Below are 17,425 nucleotides of genomic sequence, written 5' to 3'. Positions count from 1 at the left end.
GCTTCGTGGCGCGTGGAGATCTGACGGACGCGCAATGGGCGGTACTGGAACCGCTGTTGCCGAAGGGAAAGAAGCCCGGACGGCCGCCGACGTGGGCCAGGCGGCAGCTGATCGACGGCATACGGTTCCGGGTCCGTACCGGAGTCCCGTGGCGGGACCTGCCCGCCGAGTACGGGCCATGGGGCCGGGCGTACGACTTGTTTCGTCGGTGGCAGCGGGACGGCACCTGGCATCGGATCTTCACCGCGCTCCAGGCCCGGGCTGACGCGAAAGAGCTGATCACCTGGGACATCAACATCGACTCCACCGTCGTTCGGGCCCACCAGCATGCCGCCGGGGCGAGGAAAAAGGGGAACTTCAGAAGGAGCCGCCCGGCGGCGTCGAGCCAGACGACCACGGGCTCGGGCGCTCGCGTGGCGGCCTGACCACCAAGCTGCACCTGGCCGTCGAACAAGGTCAGAAGCCCATGTCCGTCGTGATCACGGCCGGACAGCGGGGCGACTCCCCGCAGTTCGAGCCGGTCCTGAACAAGATCCGCGTCCTGCGTCTTGGCCCGGGCAGACCGCGCACCCGACCAGATCGCGTGCGCGCCGACAAGGCATACGCCTCCCGGAAGGACCGCGCTTACCTGCGGCGGCGCGGGATCCGCTGCACCATCCCGGACAAGGCCGACCAGGCACGCAACCGCAAGAAACGCGGCTCGCGCGACGGCCGGCCACCCAAGTTCGACCCGCAGGACTACAAGGCTCGGCATGCAGTCGAGTGCGGCATCAACCGTCTCAAAAGACACCGAGCCGTGGCCACGAGGTACGACAAGCTCGCGGTCCGCTACGAGGCGACCGTCCTCGTAGCGGCCATCAACGAGTGGCTGTGACCAGCCCATTCGACGAGTGAGGGGTTGGCCGAAGTCATACCGATTCGAGCAGGCCGTCGAGGATGCCCTTCTCGGCGAGGTAGAAGACGAGACCGCCCACGGGAGCGAGCACGGCGCACAGCCAGTAGCGATGCACCCCGGCGCGTACCAAGTAGACGGTCAGGAGGGCGGTGAGCAGCGCACCAACGGCCAGGAAGACGACCGCTTCTCCCCAGTAATGGAGCCCCAGCCCCAGCCCCAGCCCCTCACCCAGCACCACCATCGTGATAACCGCTGCGGCTACCGCCCGCACATCACCCCGGCCGCGTCGCACCGTCCACCCTGCCCATCCCAGCAGAGGCCCTCCGATCAGCCCCGCCAGTGACCACACAGCGGCGATTCCGAGCCCTCCGCTCCCGAAGGTGCCTCCAAGAGCGGACGCCGCGTAGTAGCCGCAGCAGGTGGCGAGCATCATCAACGCCCCGCCCCAGACGGCCAGCGACCGTGGACGGATCAGCGCACCGGCCGCGGCCGTCCAGATAATCCAGGTGGACACCGAGTTGGTCGCCTGCTCCAACAGGGGTGTCGTCCCGTGTAGCGCGTACGTTGCCCAGCCGAGCAGCAGTCCGAAGGCGGCGGTCGCGGTGAGCACGGTGACGGGGGTGTCGCGGCGAGATGCGGTCAGAGGAGTCATGCTCCCGAACTATACATGGAATGTATACGCTCGATGTATAGTAGCTGAGGGGTCCTAGACACGCGTCGATCACCCAGTCCCTGCATGACGCTCCCCCTCGCCCCCGTCCGCTCGGGGTAGCCCTGGAAGCACAATCGGCCAGGGTCGCGAACACGTATGGGGAAAGACGCGTTCTGGATGCTTGCCACCTCGTCGGGAAGGTTTCCGTCGCGGCAGCAGCCCTTCCCCACGCCGCGACCCGAACACCGCCCAAGATCCATATTCGATACACGCCCGGGACTCTGTTGGTGATGTTGGCGGGGTCATGTGGTGGCTGCGGACAGGCACAGTGCGTGGAAGCGGGTGGTGCGGCGGCGGATTCTGGGGGTGCTGGATACCCAGTCGGAGACTCGGGTGACGTTGCAGGCCAGGGCGGTGAGGACGTGCTGGACGTGGGTGCGGGCCAGGCCGCGGTAGCGGGAGCGTCGAAGGCCGTGGGCGCGGACGTTCTGCGAGAGGGTGGCCTCGATGCCGGCGCGGATCGCGTAACGGCGCTGCCATTGCTCGGTGCGCTGGTCGAGCCGGTTGTGCATCTGGATCTCGTGCAGCGGCCGAGGCAGTACGGCGATGGATCGGGGCCCGGTGGCTGATGTGGTGCACTGTGCGCGGTCTGGGCAGGCCCGGCAGTCCGCTTCCGCGAACCGGGCCTGCAGATAGGTGTGGTCCTTGATGTTCAGTTTCGTCCAGGACACGCTCGTGGCCCGCGTGGGCAGATCGCCTGCTCGTTGTCCCAGTCGATGGTGAAGGCTGCTTTGCCGAAGCCCGAACCGGCCTTGGCCTGGACGCTGTGGTCGGCGGTGACCGGGCCGAGGAGGGTGATGCCGTGAACGCGCCGGGCCCGCTCGATGCGTGCGGGTGAGATGTAGCCGGAGTCGACGACGTGCTCGGCGGGCAGCAACTGCCGTTCGGCGAGCTCGTCGTGGATGATGTCGGTCAGTTCGATGTCCTGGACGGTGGAGATGGTGGTGGCGACATGGACCACCAGTTCGGGGCGTTCTTCGTCGCAGGTTTCGGTGAAATGTGTCCGGTATCCGCTCCAGGCGGTGTCCCGTTTCACGCAGTAGTGCGCGTCGGTGTCATACGGGGAGTCGAACCGCAGCGAGGCGGGCGGGAGCGCGTGGCCGTCCCGCCAGCGCAGTAATCCGTCCGTGTCCCAGTAGTAGTGGTGGACCCAGACCTGCCGCAGAATCTCCACTTGAGGAAGAAGCCGCAGGTGCCGCAGGTGAGGCGGGTTGTGCGCGGCCCAGGCGGTGGTGAGGATCTTCTGTCCGTCCCTGCCGAACTCTTCGGCCCGGGCGGTCACGGCCGCTTTCCCGCCCGGCAGTTTGCCGATCTCCACCCGGCGCCCGTACCGCTTGGTCCACTCGGGCTCGATCAGCGGAGTCAGCCAGGCGGGGGCGGCCTCGGCCAGTTCCTCCAGCGCCGCCCGCAGCGTCTCCCCGACCAGTTCCAGGCGGCTGAGGGTGCGCACCCCGACCAGTTCCAGGCGGCTGAGGGTGCGCACCGCGGCCAGTACATGGGTGGCGTCGGTACGCTGCCGGCCCCCGGCTTGAGCAGGCCGGCCTCCACCAGGCGGTCCAGCATCACCTGCAGCAACTGGTCGGCGGCACCCTCCTGTTCGGCCAACCGGGCCCGGAACTCGCACAGCACCGAGTGGTCGAACCCCGGATCCTCCAGCTCAAGGCCGAGGGCATACTTCCAGTCGATCCTGGTGCGGACGGCGTCCGCCGCCGCACGGTCGGAGAGGTTCTCCGCGAACTGCAGCACCGACACCAGCGCCAGTTGCCCGGGGGACAGCCCCGGCTTGCCGTCGCAGGGATACAGCCCGACGAACTCGTCGTCCTCGAAGAGGACATCGAGCCGGTCCCGGATGAACATCGCCGGAGTGCCCTTCGGGCACGCCGCCCGCGCTGTCCGCACCGTCCTCACCGGAATCCGTTGGAAACTCCTCGGCCGTAACGACACTGCCCCCACACCCCAAAACCCAAGGTCACCCCGCACTCCTCCAGCGAACCATCCGGCGGCCCCACCGTCAGCGCCCCGGACAACATCACCAACAAAGTCACGGCATTGGCCCTAGAAGTGTTCTGAAGATCTTGGAATTGCGCCCGGCTTCCGGGCCTGTGCGCGCGGGTCATCGGTCTCAAGTGCCGCTCCACCTCGACCTTGCGGTGTCCATCACGAGATGTTCGATCTCGTCCTCAAGTGTTACGAATGACGCGACGGTGAGGGTTTGCCTGTACGTCAGCCGAAATCATGGCCATTGCCTCTCACCGGCGCACCGTCCCGATCGCCCGCCCGTCACAGTGCTGCGAAGCCGGGATCCCATGCCTTGAGTCACTGTGCGGTGAGGCCGGCGGTGAGTTGATTCGAGTTGATCGCCAACCTGTGCCCCGTCCGCTTGCCAGGCTCCCTGAGTGTTTCGTAGCATCGTAGTAATCGATATCTATCGGTTCTCCACGCACCCCCCCGTAGGCCCGACTCATGCCAGGAAGCCGATGCGGACCGCTGGTGCGGAATGCCTGCCGCAGTGCGGACGATCGAGGAGCCAGCCCTGAACAGTCATCGTGTCGTGGTCTTCACCCGGACCCTCGGCTATCGCCATGAGTCGATCGAGTCGGCTGTAGCGCTCCTGGTGAGGATGGGGGAGGCGCAGGGGTGGACCGTGTGCCCCACCGAGAACCCGGACGAACTCTCGTCGCTGCTGCCGGACGCAGATACGGTCGTATTCGCCTCCACCAGCGGCGAGGTCCTCACTTCTGAAGCTCGCGATCTGCTCGTCGAGCACGTCAGCCGGGGAGGCGGCTTCGCCGGCGTGCATGCCGCCGCCTGCACGGAGTACGCGTGGCCCTACTACGGCCGCCTGGTCGGTGCGCGCTTCGCCGGACATCCCCCGTACCAGCGGGGCACGGTTCTTGTAGAGGATCAGGACCACCCGGCCACCGAGCACCTGCCCCGCGTATGGGACTTCGAGGATGAGTGGTACGACTTCGACGTCAGTCCTCGGGCGCACGTCCGTGTTCTCGCATCGGCCGACGAGTCCACTTACGCCGGTGGAGGCATGGGCCACGACCATCCGCTCGCATGGTGCCACGACTCCTGCGGCGGGCGCGTCTTCTACACCGCGCTGGGGCACGCCGTGGAAGCCTATGCGGACCCGGATTTCCAGGCGCATCTGATGGGTGGGCTGCGCTACACGCTCGGCCTGGCGGGCTGACGACCGCCGTCGACCGACTGGCCCGTGTGGCAGACCGTACTTCCCGAATGGACAATCATGGTTGATGTCGTTCTCGACCCGCGACGCGTCACAGGTCGCGTGGACCCCATGGTCTTCGGCAGCTTCGTGGAGAACCTCCACCGGTGCGTCTATGGGGGGCTCTTCGACCCCGATAGCCCGGTGGCCGACGACGAAGGGTTCCGTACCGACGTCATAGCGACGGCTCGCGCGATGAAGGTCAGCAACGTGCGCTTCCCAGGCGGCTGTTTCGCGGCCTACTACCACTGGAAGGACGGCATAGGGCCGCGGGAACAGAGGCCGCGGACGCGTTATCGAGCCGATGACACGTGGCCCGCGTCCAACGCCGTCGGAACCGACGAGTTCGTGGCCTGGTGCCGCAAGGTCGGTGCCGAGCCCTATCTGTGCGTCAACATGGGGACCGGCACCGCGGAAGCGGCACGGGACTGGGTTGAGTACTGCAACGGCCGAGCGGGCAGCCGCTGGGCCGACGCCCGTATCGCTGGTGGCCACGCCGAACCCTACGGCGTGCGCTACTGGGCTCTGGGGAACGAGATCAGCGGCCCGTGGGAGCAGGGCTACACCGCCACGGCGGAGGAGTACATCCAGCGCGCCCGCGACTTCGCCATGGCGATGAAAGCGGCCGACCCCACGATCAGCCTCGTCGTCTCGGGTGCGCATTTTCCCATCGACTTCCCTCAACCGCACTGGAACCGCGACGTGCTCGCCGCGCTGTACGAGTACGCCGACTACGTATCCATGCACCACTACATCGGGCACGACTACAAGGACGACATCCGGACGCGCTACCCGTCGATGAGCACCCGCGAGGTCCACGACTTCCTGACCGAGCACATGAGGCTCCTGGAGGACGCGATAGGACTGCTCCGCGAGGACATCAAGCTCGTCAACCACAGCAGGGGAGTGGCCGTCAACCGCATCGGGATCGCTCTGGACGAGTACAACGCCTGGTACAAGACGGACGGTTCGCAGGGCGACGACCTGGTTGAGACCTACCCGTTGTCGGACGCTCTCCTGATCGGTGCCTACTTCAACATCTTCCTGCGCAACGCCGATGTGCTGCGCCTTGCCAACATGGCTCAGCTGGTGAACACGCTCCCGGCCATGGTGGTGGAGAGCGGTGGCTCAGGTGCCTTCCGGCAGGGCATCAGCTATGTGCAGGAACTGTTCGCCGCCAGCGCCGGCCTGCAGGCGATCGACGTGTGGTGCGACTCGCCCGCACGACCCGGTTCGTACTATCCGAACGTGGCGCACCTGGACGTATCCGCCAGCTACGACTCCGCCGCACGCGAGATTCAGCTCTTCGCAGTCAACCGCGACCCGGATCAGGCCTACCCCCTGAACCTGGTGTCGCCCGCCGGCGCCTTGCGCGTGCGGGAGACGGCTGTGATCGGCGGGGACTCCCTCGACGCAGCCAACTCCTTCGCCGAGCCGAGTGCCATCAGGATCGACCGTGGCCCCGTGAGCGAGGAGAGGCCGCCGGTCGTGCCCCCGGCAGCGGTCCTGCGCGTCACGCTCACGCTGGAGTGACCGCCCGGAGGTGAGGCCTGGCCGGTCCGGCCGAACTCGGGGGTGTCCTGTCCCCGGTCACCCGTCACGACGCCGCGGGCCGCCGTCACGTCGGACGGCGGCCCGCCTGTCGCCGGTGCGGTCGGCGACGTTCCGGTGCAGGGCCCGCAGGGCTGCCACCGCGGGCCTGCGAGGAGAGAACAGGCTCCGACCGTTCAGGGCCGGGCGTCTGCCGGGAGCCGGCGGCTCACACGTCCGGTTCGTCGGGGTCGGTCCTGCGATGGCCCCAGTAGCTGGTCGCCGAGTAGCGGACGGGCGCCCAGTTCGTGTCGTCGACCAGCTTGCCGCCGTACCCGTACTCGACCTGGAATCCCGACGGTGTCTTCACATAGAACGACAGCATCTCGTCGTTGGTGTGCTTGCCGAAGGTCGCCGCGACGGGCGCCGCTCCGTCCTGGACCTTGTCCCAGGCCCGTCCGACGAGGTCGAGTTCGTCGACCTCGAACATCAGGTGCCCGACGCCGCTCAGTCCGGGGAACGAGGCGAAGGCGAACGAGTGGTGGCGCTCGTTGGCATGGAGGAACGTGCCGCTGAGGCCGGGCCCGAAATCGATGAAGTCGCTCAGCCTGAAGCCGAGCAGCTCCTGGTACAGCCTGCCCTGGGCCGCGCCGTCCGCGGTGAACTGGAAGACATGGCCCATGCCGCCCGCCCCGGTGACGAACCGGGCTCCGGTGGGCGAGACGAAGCGCTCCTTCGACTCCGTCAGACCCCAGAACAGCTCAAGCCGTTGGCCCGTCGGGTCGTCGAACTCGACGAGGCCGCTCACCTGCCGGGCCCTGGCCGCGTCCTCGTCCGCCCGCTTGACGGAGTAGCCGTCGCTCTCCAGCCGGGCGGCGATCTCCTCCAGTTCCCGGGGTCCCCTCACCTCCCAGCCGAGCACGGCCACACCGTCCGTGTCGCTGTGCCGGATGTCCACGCGGTACGCCTTCGAGTCCATCCGCAGCAGCAGGCGCCCCGGAGTCTCCACGGCCGGTTCCAGGCCGAGCAGGTCGCAGGCGAACGCCCGCCAGGCGCCGAGGTCGCGTGCCTCGACGATCACATATCCAAGACCGATGACCTCGGCCATGTTCCGTCCCTTCGTGAAGTGCCGCCGTGCCGGGGCGAGTCGCCGTGATCACCGGGTGGCGACGAAGTCGCCCACGAGCCGGTTGAACTCGTCCGCGTGCTCCAGCTGCAGCCAGTGGCCGCAGCGGTTGATCAGCACCAGACGGGAGTCGGGGATCAGCGTGACCAGCCGCAGCGCGCTCTCGTAGTGCACGACCCGGTCGTCCCGGCCGTGGAAGACGAGGGTGGGGGTCTGGATCGCCGCGATCCGCTCCAGCGGGGCCTGCACGCTGCGGACGCCGGTGAGTCCGCTCGCCAGGAAGTTGGCGAGGTGGTCCGGGCGCTTGCGGGCCGCGTCCGAGCGCTGGGCGATGAGCTCGTCGGTGACGAAGGCGGCGTCGTACGTCATGATCTCGACCAGCTCGCGCATCGTCTCCGGGGACGGGTCGCGGTACCCCTTGAGCAGCACCTTGAGGCCTTCGGACGGGCCGTCGGAAGCGCCGAAGTAGGCGGGACCCGGGGATCCGGCACCCATGGTGATCAGATGTGAGATCCGGTCGGGATGCCGGACCGCGAAGGCGATGGAGGTCATACCGCCCATGGAGTTCCCGACGAACGCCGCCTTGTCGATCCCCAGCGCGTCGAGGAGCTGAAGCGCGGCTTCGACGGGGTCGCGCTCATCGGGGGTCACCGCGTCGGAGGCACCCCAGCCGGGCGTGTCGACGGCGATCACCCGGAAGCGGTCCGAGAGCACCTTCATGTTGGGGCCGAAGTTGCTCCAGCCGGTGGCACCCGGACCGCTGCCGTGCAGCATGACGATCGGGTGTCCCTCACCGGCCTCGTTGTAGTGGATCTTCCAGTTCTTGGTCTGGACCGTGCGGCTGGTTCCCTCAGCCGTCAGCGTCTGCGGCACGACAGTCTCCTTCGTCACTCGTACCCGCCGAACAGGTCCGTCGGCGTCCCTTGACCGACCGGGGACCGGGCGGGGCGATCGAGGTCAGCCTGCTGCGACGGCGAGGGGTCTGGACAGCGAGGTGTTCCACATCGCGGCACACACCGTTGTGAAGACCGGGGGAGAGGGGGCGACCGCATCCGGGGCGGGCGGGGCCGGTGATCGCTTGCGGCCACTGCTTGACACCCAACCCGTGGCGGGCGTACATGTCGAAGCGTGTAAATGGCCATTTACATGCTGGGTGTCGGCGATGGAGGCGGCAGTGATGAGCGTATTGTCCGGTGTTCGCGGCGTTGAATCGGACTCCCGGCCCCCTGGCTCCGGGCCGGGCCACTGCGCCGTCGGCCATGCCGACACCTCCGCCGCCAAGGTCCTGGTCCTGCTCGACGCCTTCAGGGGCCCGAAGGCCGTCCTCGGCGTGACGGAGCTCGCCCGGGCGGTGGGCGTCCCGAAGTCGACGGCGCACCGGCTGCTGTCGATCATGGTCGAGGCCGGCTTCGTGCGGAAGGACGGGCCCCGCTACTGCCTCACCGAGAGGCTGTTCGAGGTGGGGAACCGAGCGGGTTCCACGGCCATCCGCTCCACCGGTCTGCGGCGCCGCGCGATGCCGTACCTGACGGAGCTGTACGCGGGCACCCGGGACACCGTGCATCTGGCGACCCTGAGCGGTACGGACGTGCTCTACCTGGAGAAGCTCTTCGGTCACGAAACCGGGAGCTCGCCCACGGCGGTCGGTACGCGCCGGCCGGCGCACTCCACCGCGCTGGGCAAGGCCATGCTCGCGTACGCCGCCGACGACCAGGTCGCACGCGTCATGGACGGCCCCTTCCGCCGGTTCACCGTGCGCACGATCCACACCGCCGCCCAGCTGGAACAGCAGCTGGACCGGGTGCGCGGGGAGGGCCTGGCCCACGACGAGGGGGAACTGCGGGACGGCCTGCACTGCATCGCCGCGCCGATCCTCGATCCGGGGACCCGTACGGCGGTGGCGGCCGTCTCGGTCTGTTCCGTGCGCGCGCAGAGCCTGAAACGTCACGCCCCCCGGCTCATCGCCATGGCCCGGGAGCTCTCCCGCGCCGTCTGAAGCGGGTTCCGCGGTACCGGCCCGGTCGCCTGTGGAGCAGGACCCGTCACCCGAGGGACAGGACCCGGTGAACTGTTCCACCCCTCTGAACGGGACGGTTCGCCTGCGGGTCCGGGTGGCGCAGGCTGATCGCCGAACGAGCCGCATCGTCTCCAGTGGGAGCGGACATGATTGACCTGAGCAGCGCGGTCGACCCCGACCGGGGTTGGAACGACCCGCGGATCTACACGGATCCGGATGTGTACGAGCGGGAACTGGAGCATGTCTTCGGGCGGACCTGGCTGTTCCTCGCCCACGGGTCGCAACTGCCCAAGCCCGGCAGCTTCGTGCAGACCTACATGGGCGAGGACCCCGTGCTCGTGGTCCGGCAGCGCGACGGATCGGTGAAGGCCTTCCTCAACCAGTGCCGGCACCGGGGGATGCGGATCTGCCGCTCGGACGCGGGCACCAGCAAGGCCTTCACCTGCACCTACCACGGCTGGGCCTACGACCTCGAGGGCAACCTCGTCAACGTACCGATGGAGGACCGGGTCTACCACCACCGGATCGACCGGAGCGCCTGGGGCGCCCTCAAGGTCCCGCGCATCGCCGAGCACAAGGGGTTCTACTTCGGTACCTGGTCGGAGGAAACCCCTGAGTTCGAGGACTACCTCGGCGACATGGCCTACTACCTGGACGCCGTGGTCGACCGGTTCGACGGCGGCCTGGAACTCGTCCCGGGGACCTCCAAGTGGGTCATCGACAGCAACTGGAAGTTCGCCGCGGAGCAGTTCGCCAGCGACATGTACCACACACCGGTCTCGCACGCCTCGGCCACCATGGCCCTCACCGACGATCCCTCGGTGCGGTCCAGGTTCGCTTTCCCGGACGCTCAAGGGCGGCAGTTCAGCGGCAGCGGACACGGGTCGGGTTCCTTCGAGCGTCCGGAACCCGTCTCACCGAGCCCGGAGTACGGGCCGCGCACCTACGCGTGGCTGAAGAGCCGGGAGGAGGAGATCGTCCGGCGGATCGGGGCCGACCGGGCCCGGAGGGTCACCGGCCACAACACCGTCTTCCCGGCCTTCTCGTGGCTCGGCGCCTTCTCGACCATGCGGGTGTGGCATCCGCGCGGCCCCGGCCAGATCGAGGTCTGGGCCTGGACGTATGTGCCCAAGGACGCCCCTGCCGAGGTCAAGGCGGAGATACGCGGCATGACCCAGCGGACCTTCAGCCCCGCGGGCTCCTTCGAGACCGACGACGGCGAGAACTGGACCGAGATCCAGAAGGTGCTGCGCGGTTACAAGGCCCGGCAGAACCGGTTCCACACCGGCATGGGCCTCGGCCACGAGGAACGCGACGCCCACGGCCTTCCCGGACTGACGAACGACGTCTACGCCGAGACCGCCGCACGCGGCTTCTACCGCCGCTGGCACGACTTGGTCACCGGAAAGAGCTGGCAGCAGATCCAGGAGTCGGACCGGGCACGAGAGGCCGCCGAGGCCGCGATCCCGGAGAAGGTGTGAGCGCCATGACGACCGTCGACCACGCCCGGACGTCCCCCTCGGCGTACCGGACGACCGACCCGCAGACCCAGCACACGGTCGAGCAGTTCCTCTACGCCGAGGCCGAACTCCTCGACCGGCACCGCTACGACGAGTGGGCCGGCCTGTTCACCGACGACACCCACTACTGGCTTCCCACCCGTACCACCAAGACCCAGCGCGAACGCCACCTGGAGATCGCCGCCGAGGACGAGGCCGCCCTCATCGACGACGACAAGTACTTCCTGCTCGGCCGGGTCCGGCGCTATACCTCCGGCCTCTCCTGGGCCGAGGAGCCGCCCTCCCGCACCCGCCGGCTCATCACCAACGTCCGTGTCGCGCCGGGCGCTGAGGCCGGGGAACTCGACGTCGTCTCCAACTTCTACGTCTACCGGAGCCGCCTGGAACGCCACCAGGACTGGTTCGTCGGCGAACGCTTCGACACCCTGCGCCCCGCCGACGCCACCAGCGGCTACCCCTACCGGATCGCGGCTCGGAAGATCGTCCTGGAGCAGACCACGCTCCTCGCGCCGAGCCTCAGCATCTTCCTGTGAGCGCCATGACCCGCAACGCCCTTCCCCCGACCCTGCCCGAACTCCCCGACCGGACCTGGGTGCGCGCCTGCGCCGTGGACGAACTGGTCCCCGACGAGGGTCTCAAGCTTCCCACAGTGCCGGCGACGTCCGTCTTCTCCGCCGAGGACGAGGTCTTCTGCATCGACGACACCTGCACGCACGAGACCTACTCGCTCGCCGACGGCTGGGTCGAGGGCTGCGTCGTCGAATGCACGCTGCACATGGCCAAGTTCAGTCTCCGCACGGGTGAGGCCCTGTCACCCCCGGCCGTCCGGCCCGTGGCCACCCATCCGGTGTCCTGTGCCGAGGGCGTCGTGTTCGTCGCGCTCCCCGCGAACTACCTGGTGAAGGAGGGATGACCATGGGGCGACTCGACGACCTGTCCGTGGTGGTCACCGGAGCGGGCTCGGGTCTCGGACGCGCGATCGTCGACCGGTTCACCGCCGAGGGCGCGAGCGTCGTGGCCCTCGACCGTTCGGAGAAGAAGCTCGAAGAGCTGAAAGCCGCACATAGTGACTCGGTGATCACCGTGGCGGGCGACGTCACCCGCTACGCGGACAATCTCCGGGCCTGTCAGGCCGCCGTCGACCGGCGGGGAAGACTCGACACCTTCGTCGGCAACGCCGGCCTCTGGGACTTCGCACGGTCGCTGCCCGACACGGGGCCCGACGAACTCGCGGCGGGCTTCGACGAGCTGTTCGCGGTCAACGTGAAGGGCTATCTGCTCGGCGCCAAGGCCGCGTGGCCGGCGCTGCGCGAAACCCGGGGCTCCCTCGTGTTCACCCTGTCGAACGCGTCGTTCTACCCCCGCCACGGAGGACCGCTGTACGTCGCCGCCAAGCACGCCGGTGTCGGCCTGGTCAAGCAACTGGCCTACGAACTCGCCCCCGAGGTACGTGTCAACGCGGTCGCACCCGGCGGCATGGCCACCGACCTGCGCGGCCCCGAGTCGATGGGCCTGGCGGCGACCTCCCTGCGGGAAGCGACCTCGATCGGCGAGTCGCTCAGGCACTCCACGGCCCTGCACCTCGACATCCGGCCCGAGGACTACGTGGGCGCCTACGTCCTCCTGGCGGCCCGCGAGGAATCCCGCACCATGACGGGGGCCGTCATCGACGTGAGCAGCGTCGGGACTCCCCGACGGCCCACGGACCCGTGAGCCGGCCGGTACGACCCGACCCCCGGCAACCATCCGACCGTGCGTGACACGGCCGCCGCGGGCGCCCGCCCGCGGCGGCCCGCGCACTCCGACCGAGAGGGCCACCGTGTCCCAGACCCACCACGTAGTCATCGGCGGCGGCATCGCGGGGGTGTCGGCCGCCGTGGCGATGCGCCAGGCCGGATTCGACGGCACCGTCACCGTGGTCGACGCCGAACCGCCGCTGCCCTACGAGCGTCCACCGCTGTCGAAGGCGGAGAACGCCGAAGCCGCCCTGCGCCCCATCTTCCCCGAGGACCACTACGCGCGGCACGGGATCGAGCTGATACTCGGCACCCCGGTGCGGCGCCTCGACGGCGTACGCCGACGGGTCGAGCTGACCGGCGGGTGGGAGCTGCCCGCCGACCGGGTCCTGCTGACCACGGGTGTCTCCGCACGGCGCCTGGGCACCCCGGGGGAGGAACTGGCGAACATCCACACGCTGCGCACCGCCGCCGACGCACGGCACATCTTCGCAGGCCTGGACCGGGGCGGTCCCCTGGTGGTGGTCGGCGGCGGCTTCATCGGGCTCGAGGCCGCCGCCGTGGCCCGGACGGCGGGCATCGAGGTGACGGTCGTGGAAGCGGGCGAGCTGCCCCTGCTCGGCCCCCTGGGACCGGCGGTCGCGGAGCTGGTGACGCGCGCGCACCGGGAGCGGGGCGTGCGCGTCCTCACCGGCCGGACCGTGGCGGAGTACGCCGGGCCGGGCGCCGTACGGGAGGTCGTCCTGAGCGACGGCGAACGGCTGCCCGCCGCCCTGGTGATCGTGGGCGTCGGCGTGGTCCCGAACGACAGGCTCGCCCTGGCCGCGGGCGCCACCTGCCACGGCGGCATCGCCGTAGACGAGTTCGGCCGCACCGACCACCCCCTGCTCTGGGCCGCCGGAGACGTGGCCAGCCGGGTCCATCCCCGCACCGGCGTGCGGGAGCGTATCGAGCACTGGGACGTGGCCATGCGGCACGGCGCCGCGGTCGGCGCCTCGATGGCCGGCCGTCCCACGGCCGACGACACGCTGCCGTTCTTCTGGTCCGACCAGTACGGGAAGACGCTCCAGATGTTCGGTCGAGGACGCCCGGGGGACCGGGTCGTCCTGCGGCGCGACGCGACCCCGGACCGGTTTCTCGCCTTCTGGCTGCGCGAGGGCAGGCTCGCCGCCGTCGCGGGACTCGACGAGGCGAGGACGGTCCGTGCCGCGCGGACGATCCTCGACACGGGAGTGCCGGTCGCGCCCGAGGCGCTCGCGGACCCGTCCACCGACCTGCGGGCGCTCGCCCGCCGGCTCCCGCGTCCCGCCACGGTCCCGGCCGGGGGAACCGCGGCCGCCGGGCCGCGCACCACAGGTGTGGCAGACTGGCCCGCATGAGTTCAGCTGGTCCATCGGAGACGACACGGCCGGCTCGTTCGAAGGGACGCGACGCACAGCGCGCCAAGGACTCGGCCGCGACGCGCAAGGACATCCTGCGGGCCGCGTCACGGCGGTTTGCCGAACGCGGCTACGCCCATGTGACCCTCCAGGAGATCGCGGACGACGCCGGTGTGACACCGGCACTGGTCAACCGGTACTTCGTCTCCAAACGCGCCCTGTTCGAGCTCGTGGCCCAGTCCCAGTTCACCGTCGGCCCCCGCTGGACCGACGCGGCCGAGTTCGCGAACCTGACCATGGACTACTGGCGGGACTCCGACTGGAGGACACCCGCGCTCGCCCTCGTCCGGTCCATCGACCTGGACGGCGGGACCCTGCTGAGCCGGGAGCTGGAACGCAGGGTCCGCGAGCCCTGGCGATCCAGCCTCGAAGGCGACGACGAGGTGGAGGCGAAGGTCCGCCTGATCGAGTCCCTGTTCATGGGCGTCGGCCTTTTCGGCCTCGGCACTCTCCTGGACGAGGGCGCGGAGGGGAACCAGGACGGCCTCTCCCCGGAGGTCGCCGAGGCGATGAGGCGTCGGATCACGCGGATGCTGGAGGCGTGCCTGGGTGACTGACGGCTGTCACGCCCCGCTTCTCCCTCACCTGGCGGCCCGTCGTGCGGCTGCGTGGCGGGCATCCGCGCCGACGTGCCGTCTGACGGAACACGCCCGGGTGCCGGACGGCCACCGGGCGTAGATCTGGTCGGAACCGGGTCCTGCCGGATCCCGGGGAAACCGTCCGGAGAGAAGACAGCATCATGGACCTCATGCGAGCCGCTCGCCTGCACATCCCCACCCACACCCTGACCGTCGAGGCGGTGCCCAGGCCGACGCCCGGGCCCGGCCAGGTACTGATCGAGGTCGGAGCGGCCGGAGTGTGCATGTCCGACGTCCACTTCATCGACGGTTCCCTGGGCCGACCCCCGCACCTCCGGGGTGACGTCGTCACGATCGGACACGAGGTCGCGGGCACGATCGTCGAACTCGGCCCGGGCGTCTCCGAGTTCGGCGTCGGCCAGCGGGTCGTCCTGCAGGCCGGGGACATCAAGGACGGACAGATGCACACGCGCGGGGTGGACTTCGACGGCGGCTGGGCCGAGTACGCCCTGGCGAGCGTGGAGTCCGTGTTCGTCCTGCCCGACTCGATCCCGTTCGAGCAGGCGGCGATCATCCCGGACGCCGTGTCCACCCCGTGGGACGCGATCCTCCGTACCGCCGGTGTCCGGCCGGGTGAGGCCGTGGGCGTCTGGGGTGTGGGCGGGCTGGGGGCCCACGCCGTGCAGCTGCTGCGGGCCGTCGGAGCCTTTCCGATCGTCGCGGTCGACCCGGTCCCGGCCGCGCGCCGGCGGGCCCTGGACCTGGGCGCGGATCTCGCCCTGGACTCTGCCGACCCGGCGTTCAGGGAGCAGGTCCTGGCCGTCACCAAGGGCCGGGCGCTGAGCGTCGCCTTCGACTTCGCGGGCGTCACCCCCGTGCACGAACAGGCGCTGGCCGTGCTCGCGTCCGAGGGTCGGCTGATCCTGGTGGGACTGTCCGGGCGCCCCCTCGTCGTGCAGGACAGCACCACCTTCAGCTACTTGAAGCACGAGATCCGCGGCCACTTCGGCAGCGCGCTCGACTCCGTGCCACAGCTCGTGGACCTGGTGGCGAGCGGGCGCCTGGACTTCTCCCGATCCATCACCGACGTGCTGCCGCTGGAGGAGGCAGGCGTCGCCGTCCGACGCCTGCACACCAAGGAAGGCGATCCCCTCAGGCTGATCCTCAAGCCCTGACGGACCCGCGCGGCGGCGTCCCCGGAGCCCGGGCACCAGGTGCCGTCGCCGAAGGACCGTGGGCCGGGCCGACGGGCCGTCCGGCGTTGCCTGGCCGGGTAGCCGCGGATGTCCGTGATGGACGACGTCGGCGCCGGGGGCGGAAGCTGTGGGGCGCGGACCTCCGGTCCAGATGCCCGTGGTTGCCCGACTCAGGTCCTCCCGGAGCGCGCGGGGCGCTGTCCCCGGGCCCTGCGCACGCCGCGCCGTTCGTGAGCGTGGTCAACGGGACCCGGCGGCCGGCATGCGCCGCCCGCGGGCCAGGACGCTGCTGGGGGTGACTCCGAACGCCTGCTTGAAGACCCGGCTGAAGTGCGCCGTGTCGTTGAAACCCCATTGGAATGCCACGTCCGTGACCGTGGCGTTGCCGGCGCCGCGGACCAGTTGCCGGTAGCAGACCCTGAGCCGCCGTTCCCGGATCGAGCGGCCCACGGTCGTGCCGGTCCCGGCGAAGGCCAGATGCAGGGTGCGGACGGACACGTCGAGGGCTTCGGCGATCGACGAGGCGGACAGTCCGGGGTCGTCCAGGTGCTCCTCCACGTACCGGCGCGTCCGGACGAGCAGCGCCGCCCTCGCACCGGGGGAGGGCGACGGCTCCACGGCGGGGGCGAGCGCCGCGTCCAGGGTGTCGAAGAGGCTCTGGCAGGCGAAGGCGAGGCCGACGTCCGACAGGTGTTCCAACTCGCGGACCACGGCCCGCAACTGCGCGCCGGCGATCGCGGCCAGACCCGCGCCGGCACCGGCTGGCACGACACCGCTCGCCCGCGCGGCGGCCTCCGCGAGCCCCTGCGGAACGCGCTCACGGGGCAGCAGCAGGGACAGCTCGTGGTGCGGCTCGACGGCCTCGAAGCCGTGGGCCAGGTCACTGTCCCACAACAGCAGCTCATCGGGCCCGACAGCCATCTGGCTGCCCGCGTAGCGGCACATGACCCGGCCACTGAGGTTGAACAGCACACCCACGAGCGGCTCGCCGCCGCCTGGGGCGACGTCGTCCGCCCGCCGGCCGGCGAAGCGACCGCCCCGGAACTCGGCGACGGTCAGACCGTCCAGCCGCCGGTAGCGGACCTCGGCCCGGAACGGCTCCCGCTCCGGAAAGGTCAGCGCCCACGCGAGGTGGAGCTCGGGCATCTTCTCGGACCATGCGTCCGAGGCGCGACCGCGCGCCAGACCGTCGGTCGACCACCTACCCGTACCGGTCATCCCGGACCCTCCGTGTGCCGCACGTCGCTGACCCCCGTGCCCCTTCATTGTGCAGTCCATTCCAGCCAGACGTGGGCGGCAAGGGGCCGTGCCGTCAGACGGACCGGGCGGCAGAGGAGCTGCGTTGACGAACAACCCGGCTTGCGCTCTGGGACAAGCGCCGCCGCCGTTCGTTGCACAGAGTTCTCCTCACCGTCATCCGCGCCGAGCCCGCCCCCGACAGGGA

Annotated in this window: 17 protein-coding genes; 11 read left to right on the top strand and 6 right to left on the bottom strand. The window is 69.8% G+C overall.

What is annotated here, in order from left to right; all coding sequences use genetic code 11:
• Positions 1–5 precede the first annotated feature (5 nt).
• Positions 6–874, top strand: a protein-coding gene (locus tag ACFWPQ_RS38135; protein ID WP_384045451.1) for an IS5 family transposase whose coding sequence is annotated in 2 segments (ribosomal slippage) — positions 6–380 and positions 383–874 — 867 coding nt in all. Because the reading frame shifts where the segments join, the coding sequence is not laid out codon by codon here.
• A 34-nt stretch (positions 875–908) separates the two neighbouring features.
• On the opposite strand, the gene ACFWPQ_RS38130 is transcribed toward ACFWPQ_RS38135, so the two are convergent.
• The 3 genes from ACFWPQ_RS38130 to ACFWPQ_RS38120 all read right to left on the bottom strand — a co-directional run bounded on the left by ACFWPQ_RS38130 (position 909) and on the right by ACFWPQ_RS38120 (position 3,464).
• A complete protein-coding gene (locus ACFWPQ_RS38130) occupies positions 909–1,547 on the bottom strand; it encodes a DUF6518 family protein (RefSeq protein ID WP_384045448.1) in 639 nt (212 codons plus the stop codon).
• A 302-nt stretch (positions 1,548–1,849) separates the two neighbouring features.
• Positions 1,850–2,278 carry a transposase gene (locus ACFWPQ_RS38125; protein ID WP_384045445.1) on the bottom strand — a complete coding sequence of 143 codons (429 nt, stop codon included), beginning with the start codon at positions 2,276–2,278 and terminating at the stop codon, positions 1,850–1,852.
• A gap of 691 nt (positions 2,279–2,969) precedes the next feature.
• The gene (locus ACFWPQ_RS38120) at positions 2,970–3,464 is read right to left on the bottom strand and encodes a transposase (RefSeq protein WP_384045442.1); all 495 of its coding nucleotides are present in this window, start codon (positions 3,462–3,464) and stop codon (positions 2,970–2,972) included.
• Between the two features lie 652 nt (positions 3,465–4,116).
• Between ACFWPQ_RS38120 and ACFWPQ_RS38115 the strand changes: the two genes are divergently transcribed.
• Positions 4,117–4,803, top strand: a complete 687-nt coding sequence (locus tag ACFWPQ_RS38115; protein WP_384045439.1) for a ThuA domain-containing protein — start codon at positions 4,117–4,119, stop codon at positions 4,801–4,803.
• Positions 4,804–4,860: 57 nt separating this feature from the next.
• A complete protein-coding gene (locus tag ACFWPQ_RS38110; RefSeq protein ID WP_384045436.1) occupies positions 4,861–6,372 on the top strand; it encodes an alpha-L-arabinofuranosidase C-terminal domain-containing protein in 1,512 nt (503 codons plus the stop codon).
• 226 nt (positions 6,373–6,598) lie between these two features.
• On the opposite strand, the gene ACFWPQ_RS38105 is transcribed toward ACFWPQ_RS38110, so the two are convergent.
• Both ACFWPQ_RS38105 and ACFWPQ_RS38100 read right to left on the bottom strand, forming a co-directional pair.
• Positions 6,599–7,477, bottom strand: a complete 879-nt coding sequence (locus ACFWPQ_RS38105) for a VOC family protein (RefSeq protein WP_384045433.1) — start codon at positions 7,475–7,477, stop codon at positions 6,599–6,601.
• A gap of 48 nt (positions 7,478–7,525) precedes the next feature.
• A complete protein-coding gene (locus tag ACFWPQ_RS38100) occupies positions 7,526–8,368 on the bottom strand; it encodes an alpha/beta fold hydrolase (RefSeq protein ID WP_384045430.1) in 843 nt (280 codons plus the stop codon).
• 304 nt (positions 8,369–8,672) lie between these two features.
• Here ACFWPQ_RS38100 and ACFWPQ_RS38095 point away from each other — a divergent pair, with 304 nt between their 5' ends.
• From ACFWPQ_RS38095 to ACFWPQ_RS38060, 8 genes are all read left to right on the top strand, one after another.
• A complete protein-coding gene (locus ACFWPQ_RS38095; RefSeq protein ID WP_384045427.1) occupies positions 8,673–9,491 on the top strand; it encodes an IclR family transcriptional regulator in 819 nt (272 codons plus the stop codon).
• A 167-nt stretch (positions 9,492–9,658) separates the two neighbouring features.
• Complete coding sequence (locus ACFWPQ_RS38090; RefSeq protein ID WP_384045425.1) at positions 9,659–10,993, top strand: aromatic ring-hydroxylating dioxygenase subunit alpha; 1,335 nt, start codon at positions 9,659–9,661, stop codon at positions 10,991–10,993.
• 5 nt (positions 10,994–10,998) lie between these two features.
• Entirely contained in the window at positions 10,999–11,565 is a 567-nt protein-coding gene (locus tag ACFWPQ_RS38085; RefSeq protein ID WP_384045422.1) for an aromatic-ring-hydroxylating dioxygenase subunit beta, read from the top strand.
• Between the two features lie 5 nt (positions 11,566–11,570).
• Positions 11,571–11,945 (top strand): bifunctional 3-phenylpropionate/cinnamic acid dioxygenase ferredoxin subunit, encoded by a 375-nt coding sequence (locus ACFWPQ_RS38080; protein WP_384045557.1) that lies wholly within the window; start codon positions 11,571–11,573, stop codon positions 11,943–11,945.
• A gap of 2 nt (positions 11,946–11,947) precedes the next feature.
• Positions 11,948–12,745 carry a 3-(cis-5,6-dihydroxycyclohexa-1,3-dien-1-yl)propanoate dehydrogenase gene (gene hcaB / locus ACFWPQ_RS38075; RefSeq protein ID WP_384045419.1) on the top strand — a complete coding sequence of 266 codons (798 nt, stop codon included), beginning with the start codon at positions 11,948–11,950 and terminating at the stop codon, positions 12,743–12,745.
• 106 nt (positions 12,746–12,851) lie between these two features.
• Complete coding sequence (locus tag ACFWPQ_RS38070; RefSeq protein ID WP_384045416.1) at positions 12,852–14,147, top strand: NAD(P)/FAD-dependent oxidoreductase; 1,296 nt, start codon at positions 12,852–12,854, stop codon at positions 14,145–14,147.
• Entirely contained in the window at positions 14,144–14,764 is a 621-nt protein-coding gene (locus ACFWPQ_RS38065; RefSeq protein ID WP_384045413.1) for a helix-turn-helix domain-containing protein, read from the top strand. The genes ACFWPQ_RS38070 and ACFWPQ_RS38065 overlap by 4 nt, the downstream gene beginning before the upstream one ends.
• A 182-nt stretch (positions 14,765–14,946) precedes the next feature.
• Complete coding sequence (locus ACFWPQ_RS38060; protein WP_384045411.1) at positions 14,947–15,960, top strand: zinc-binding dehydrogenase; 1,014 nt, start codon at positions 14,947–14,949, stop codon at positions 15,958–15,960.
• A 261-nt stretch (positions 15,961–16,221) separates the two neighbouring features.
• Here ACFWPQ_RS38060 and ACFWPQ_RS38055 read toward each other — a convergent pair whose 3' ends face one another.
• On the bottom strand, positions 16,222–17,127 hold the full coding sequence (locus ACFWPQ_RS38055; protein WP_384045408.1) for a helix-turn-helix domain-containing protein: 906 nt from the start codon (positions 17,125–17,127) through the stop codon (positions 16,222–16,224).
• Positions 17,128–17,425: the final 298 nt, after the last annotated feature.

The organism is Streptomyces sp. NPDC058464, assembly GCF_042721035.1.
In the GTDB taxonomy this organism is placed as follows: Bacteria; Actinomycetota; Actinomycetes; order Streptomycetales; family Streptomycetaceae; genus Streptomyces.
The sequence above is the reverse complement of the archived record's forward strand: the minus strand, read 5'-3'. Positions and strand labels throughout refer to the sequence as shown.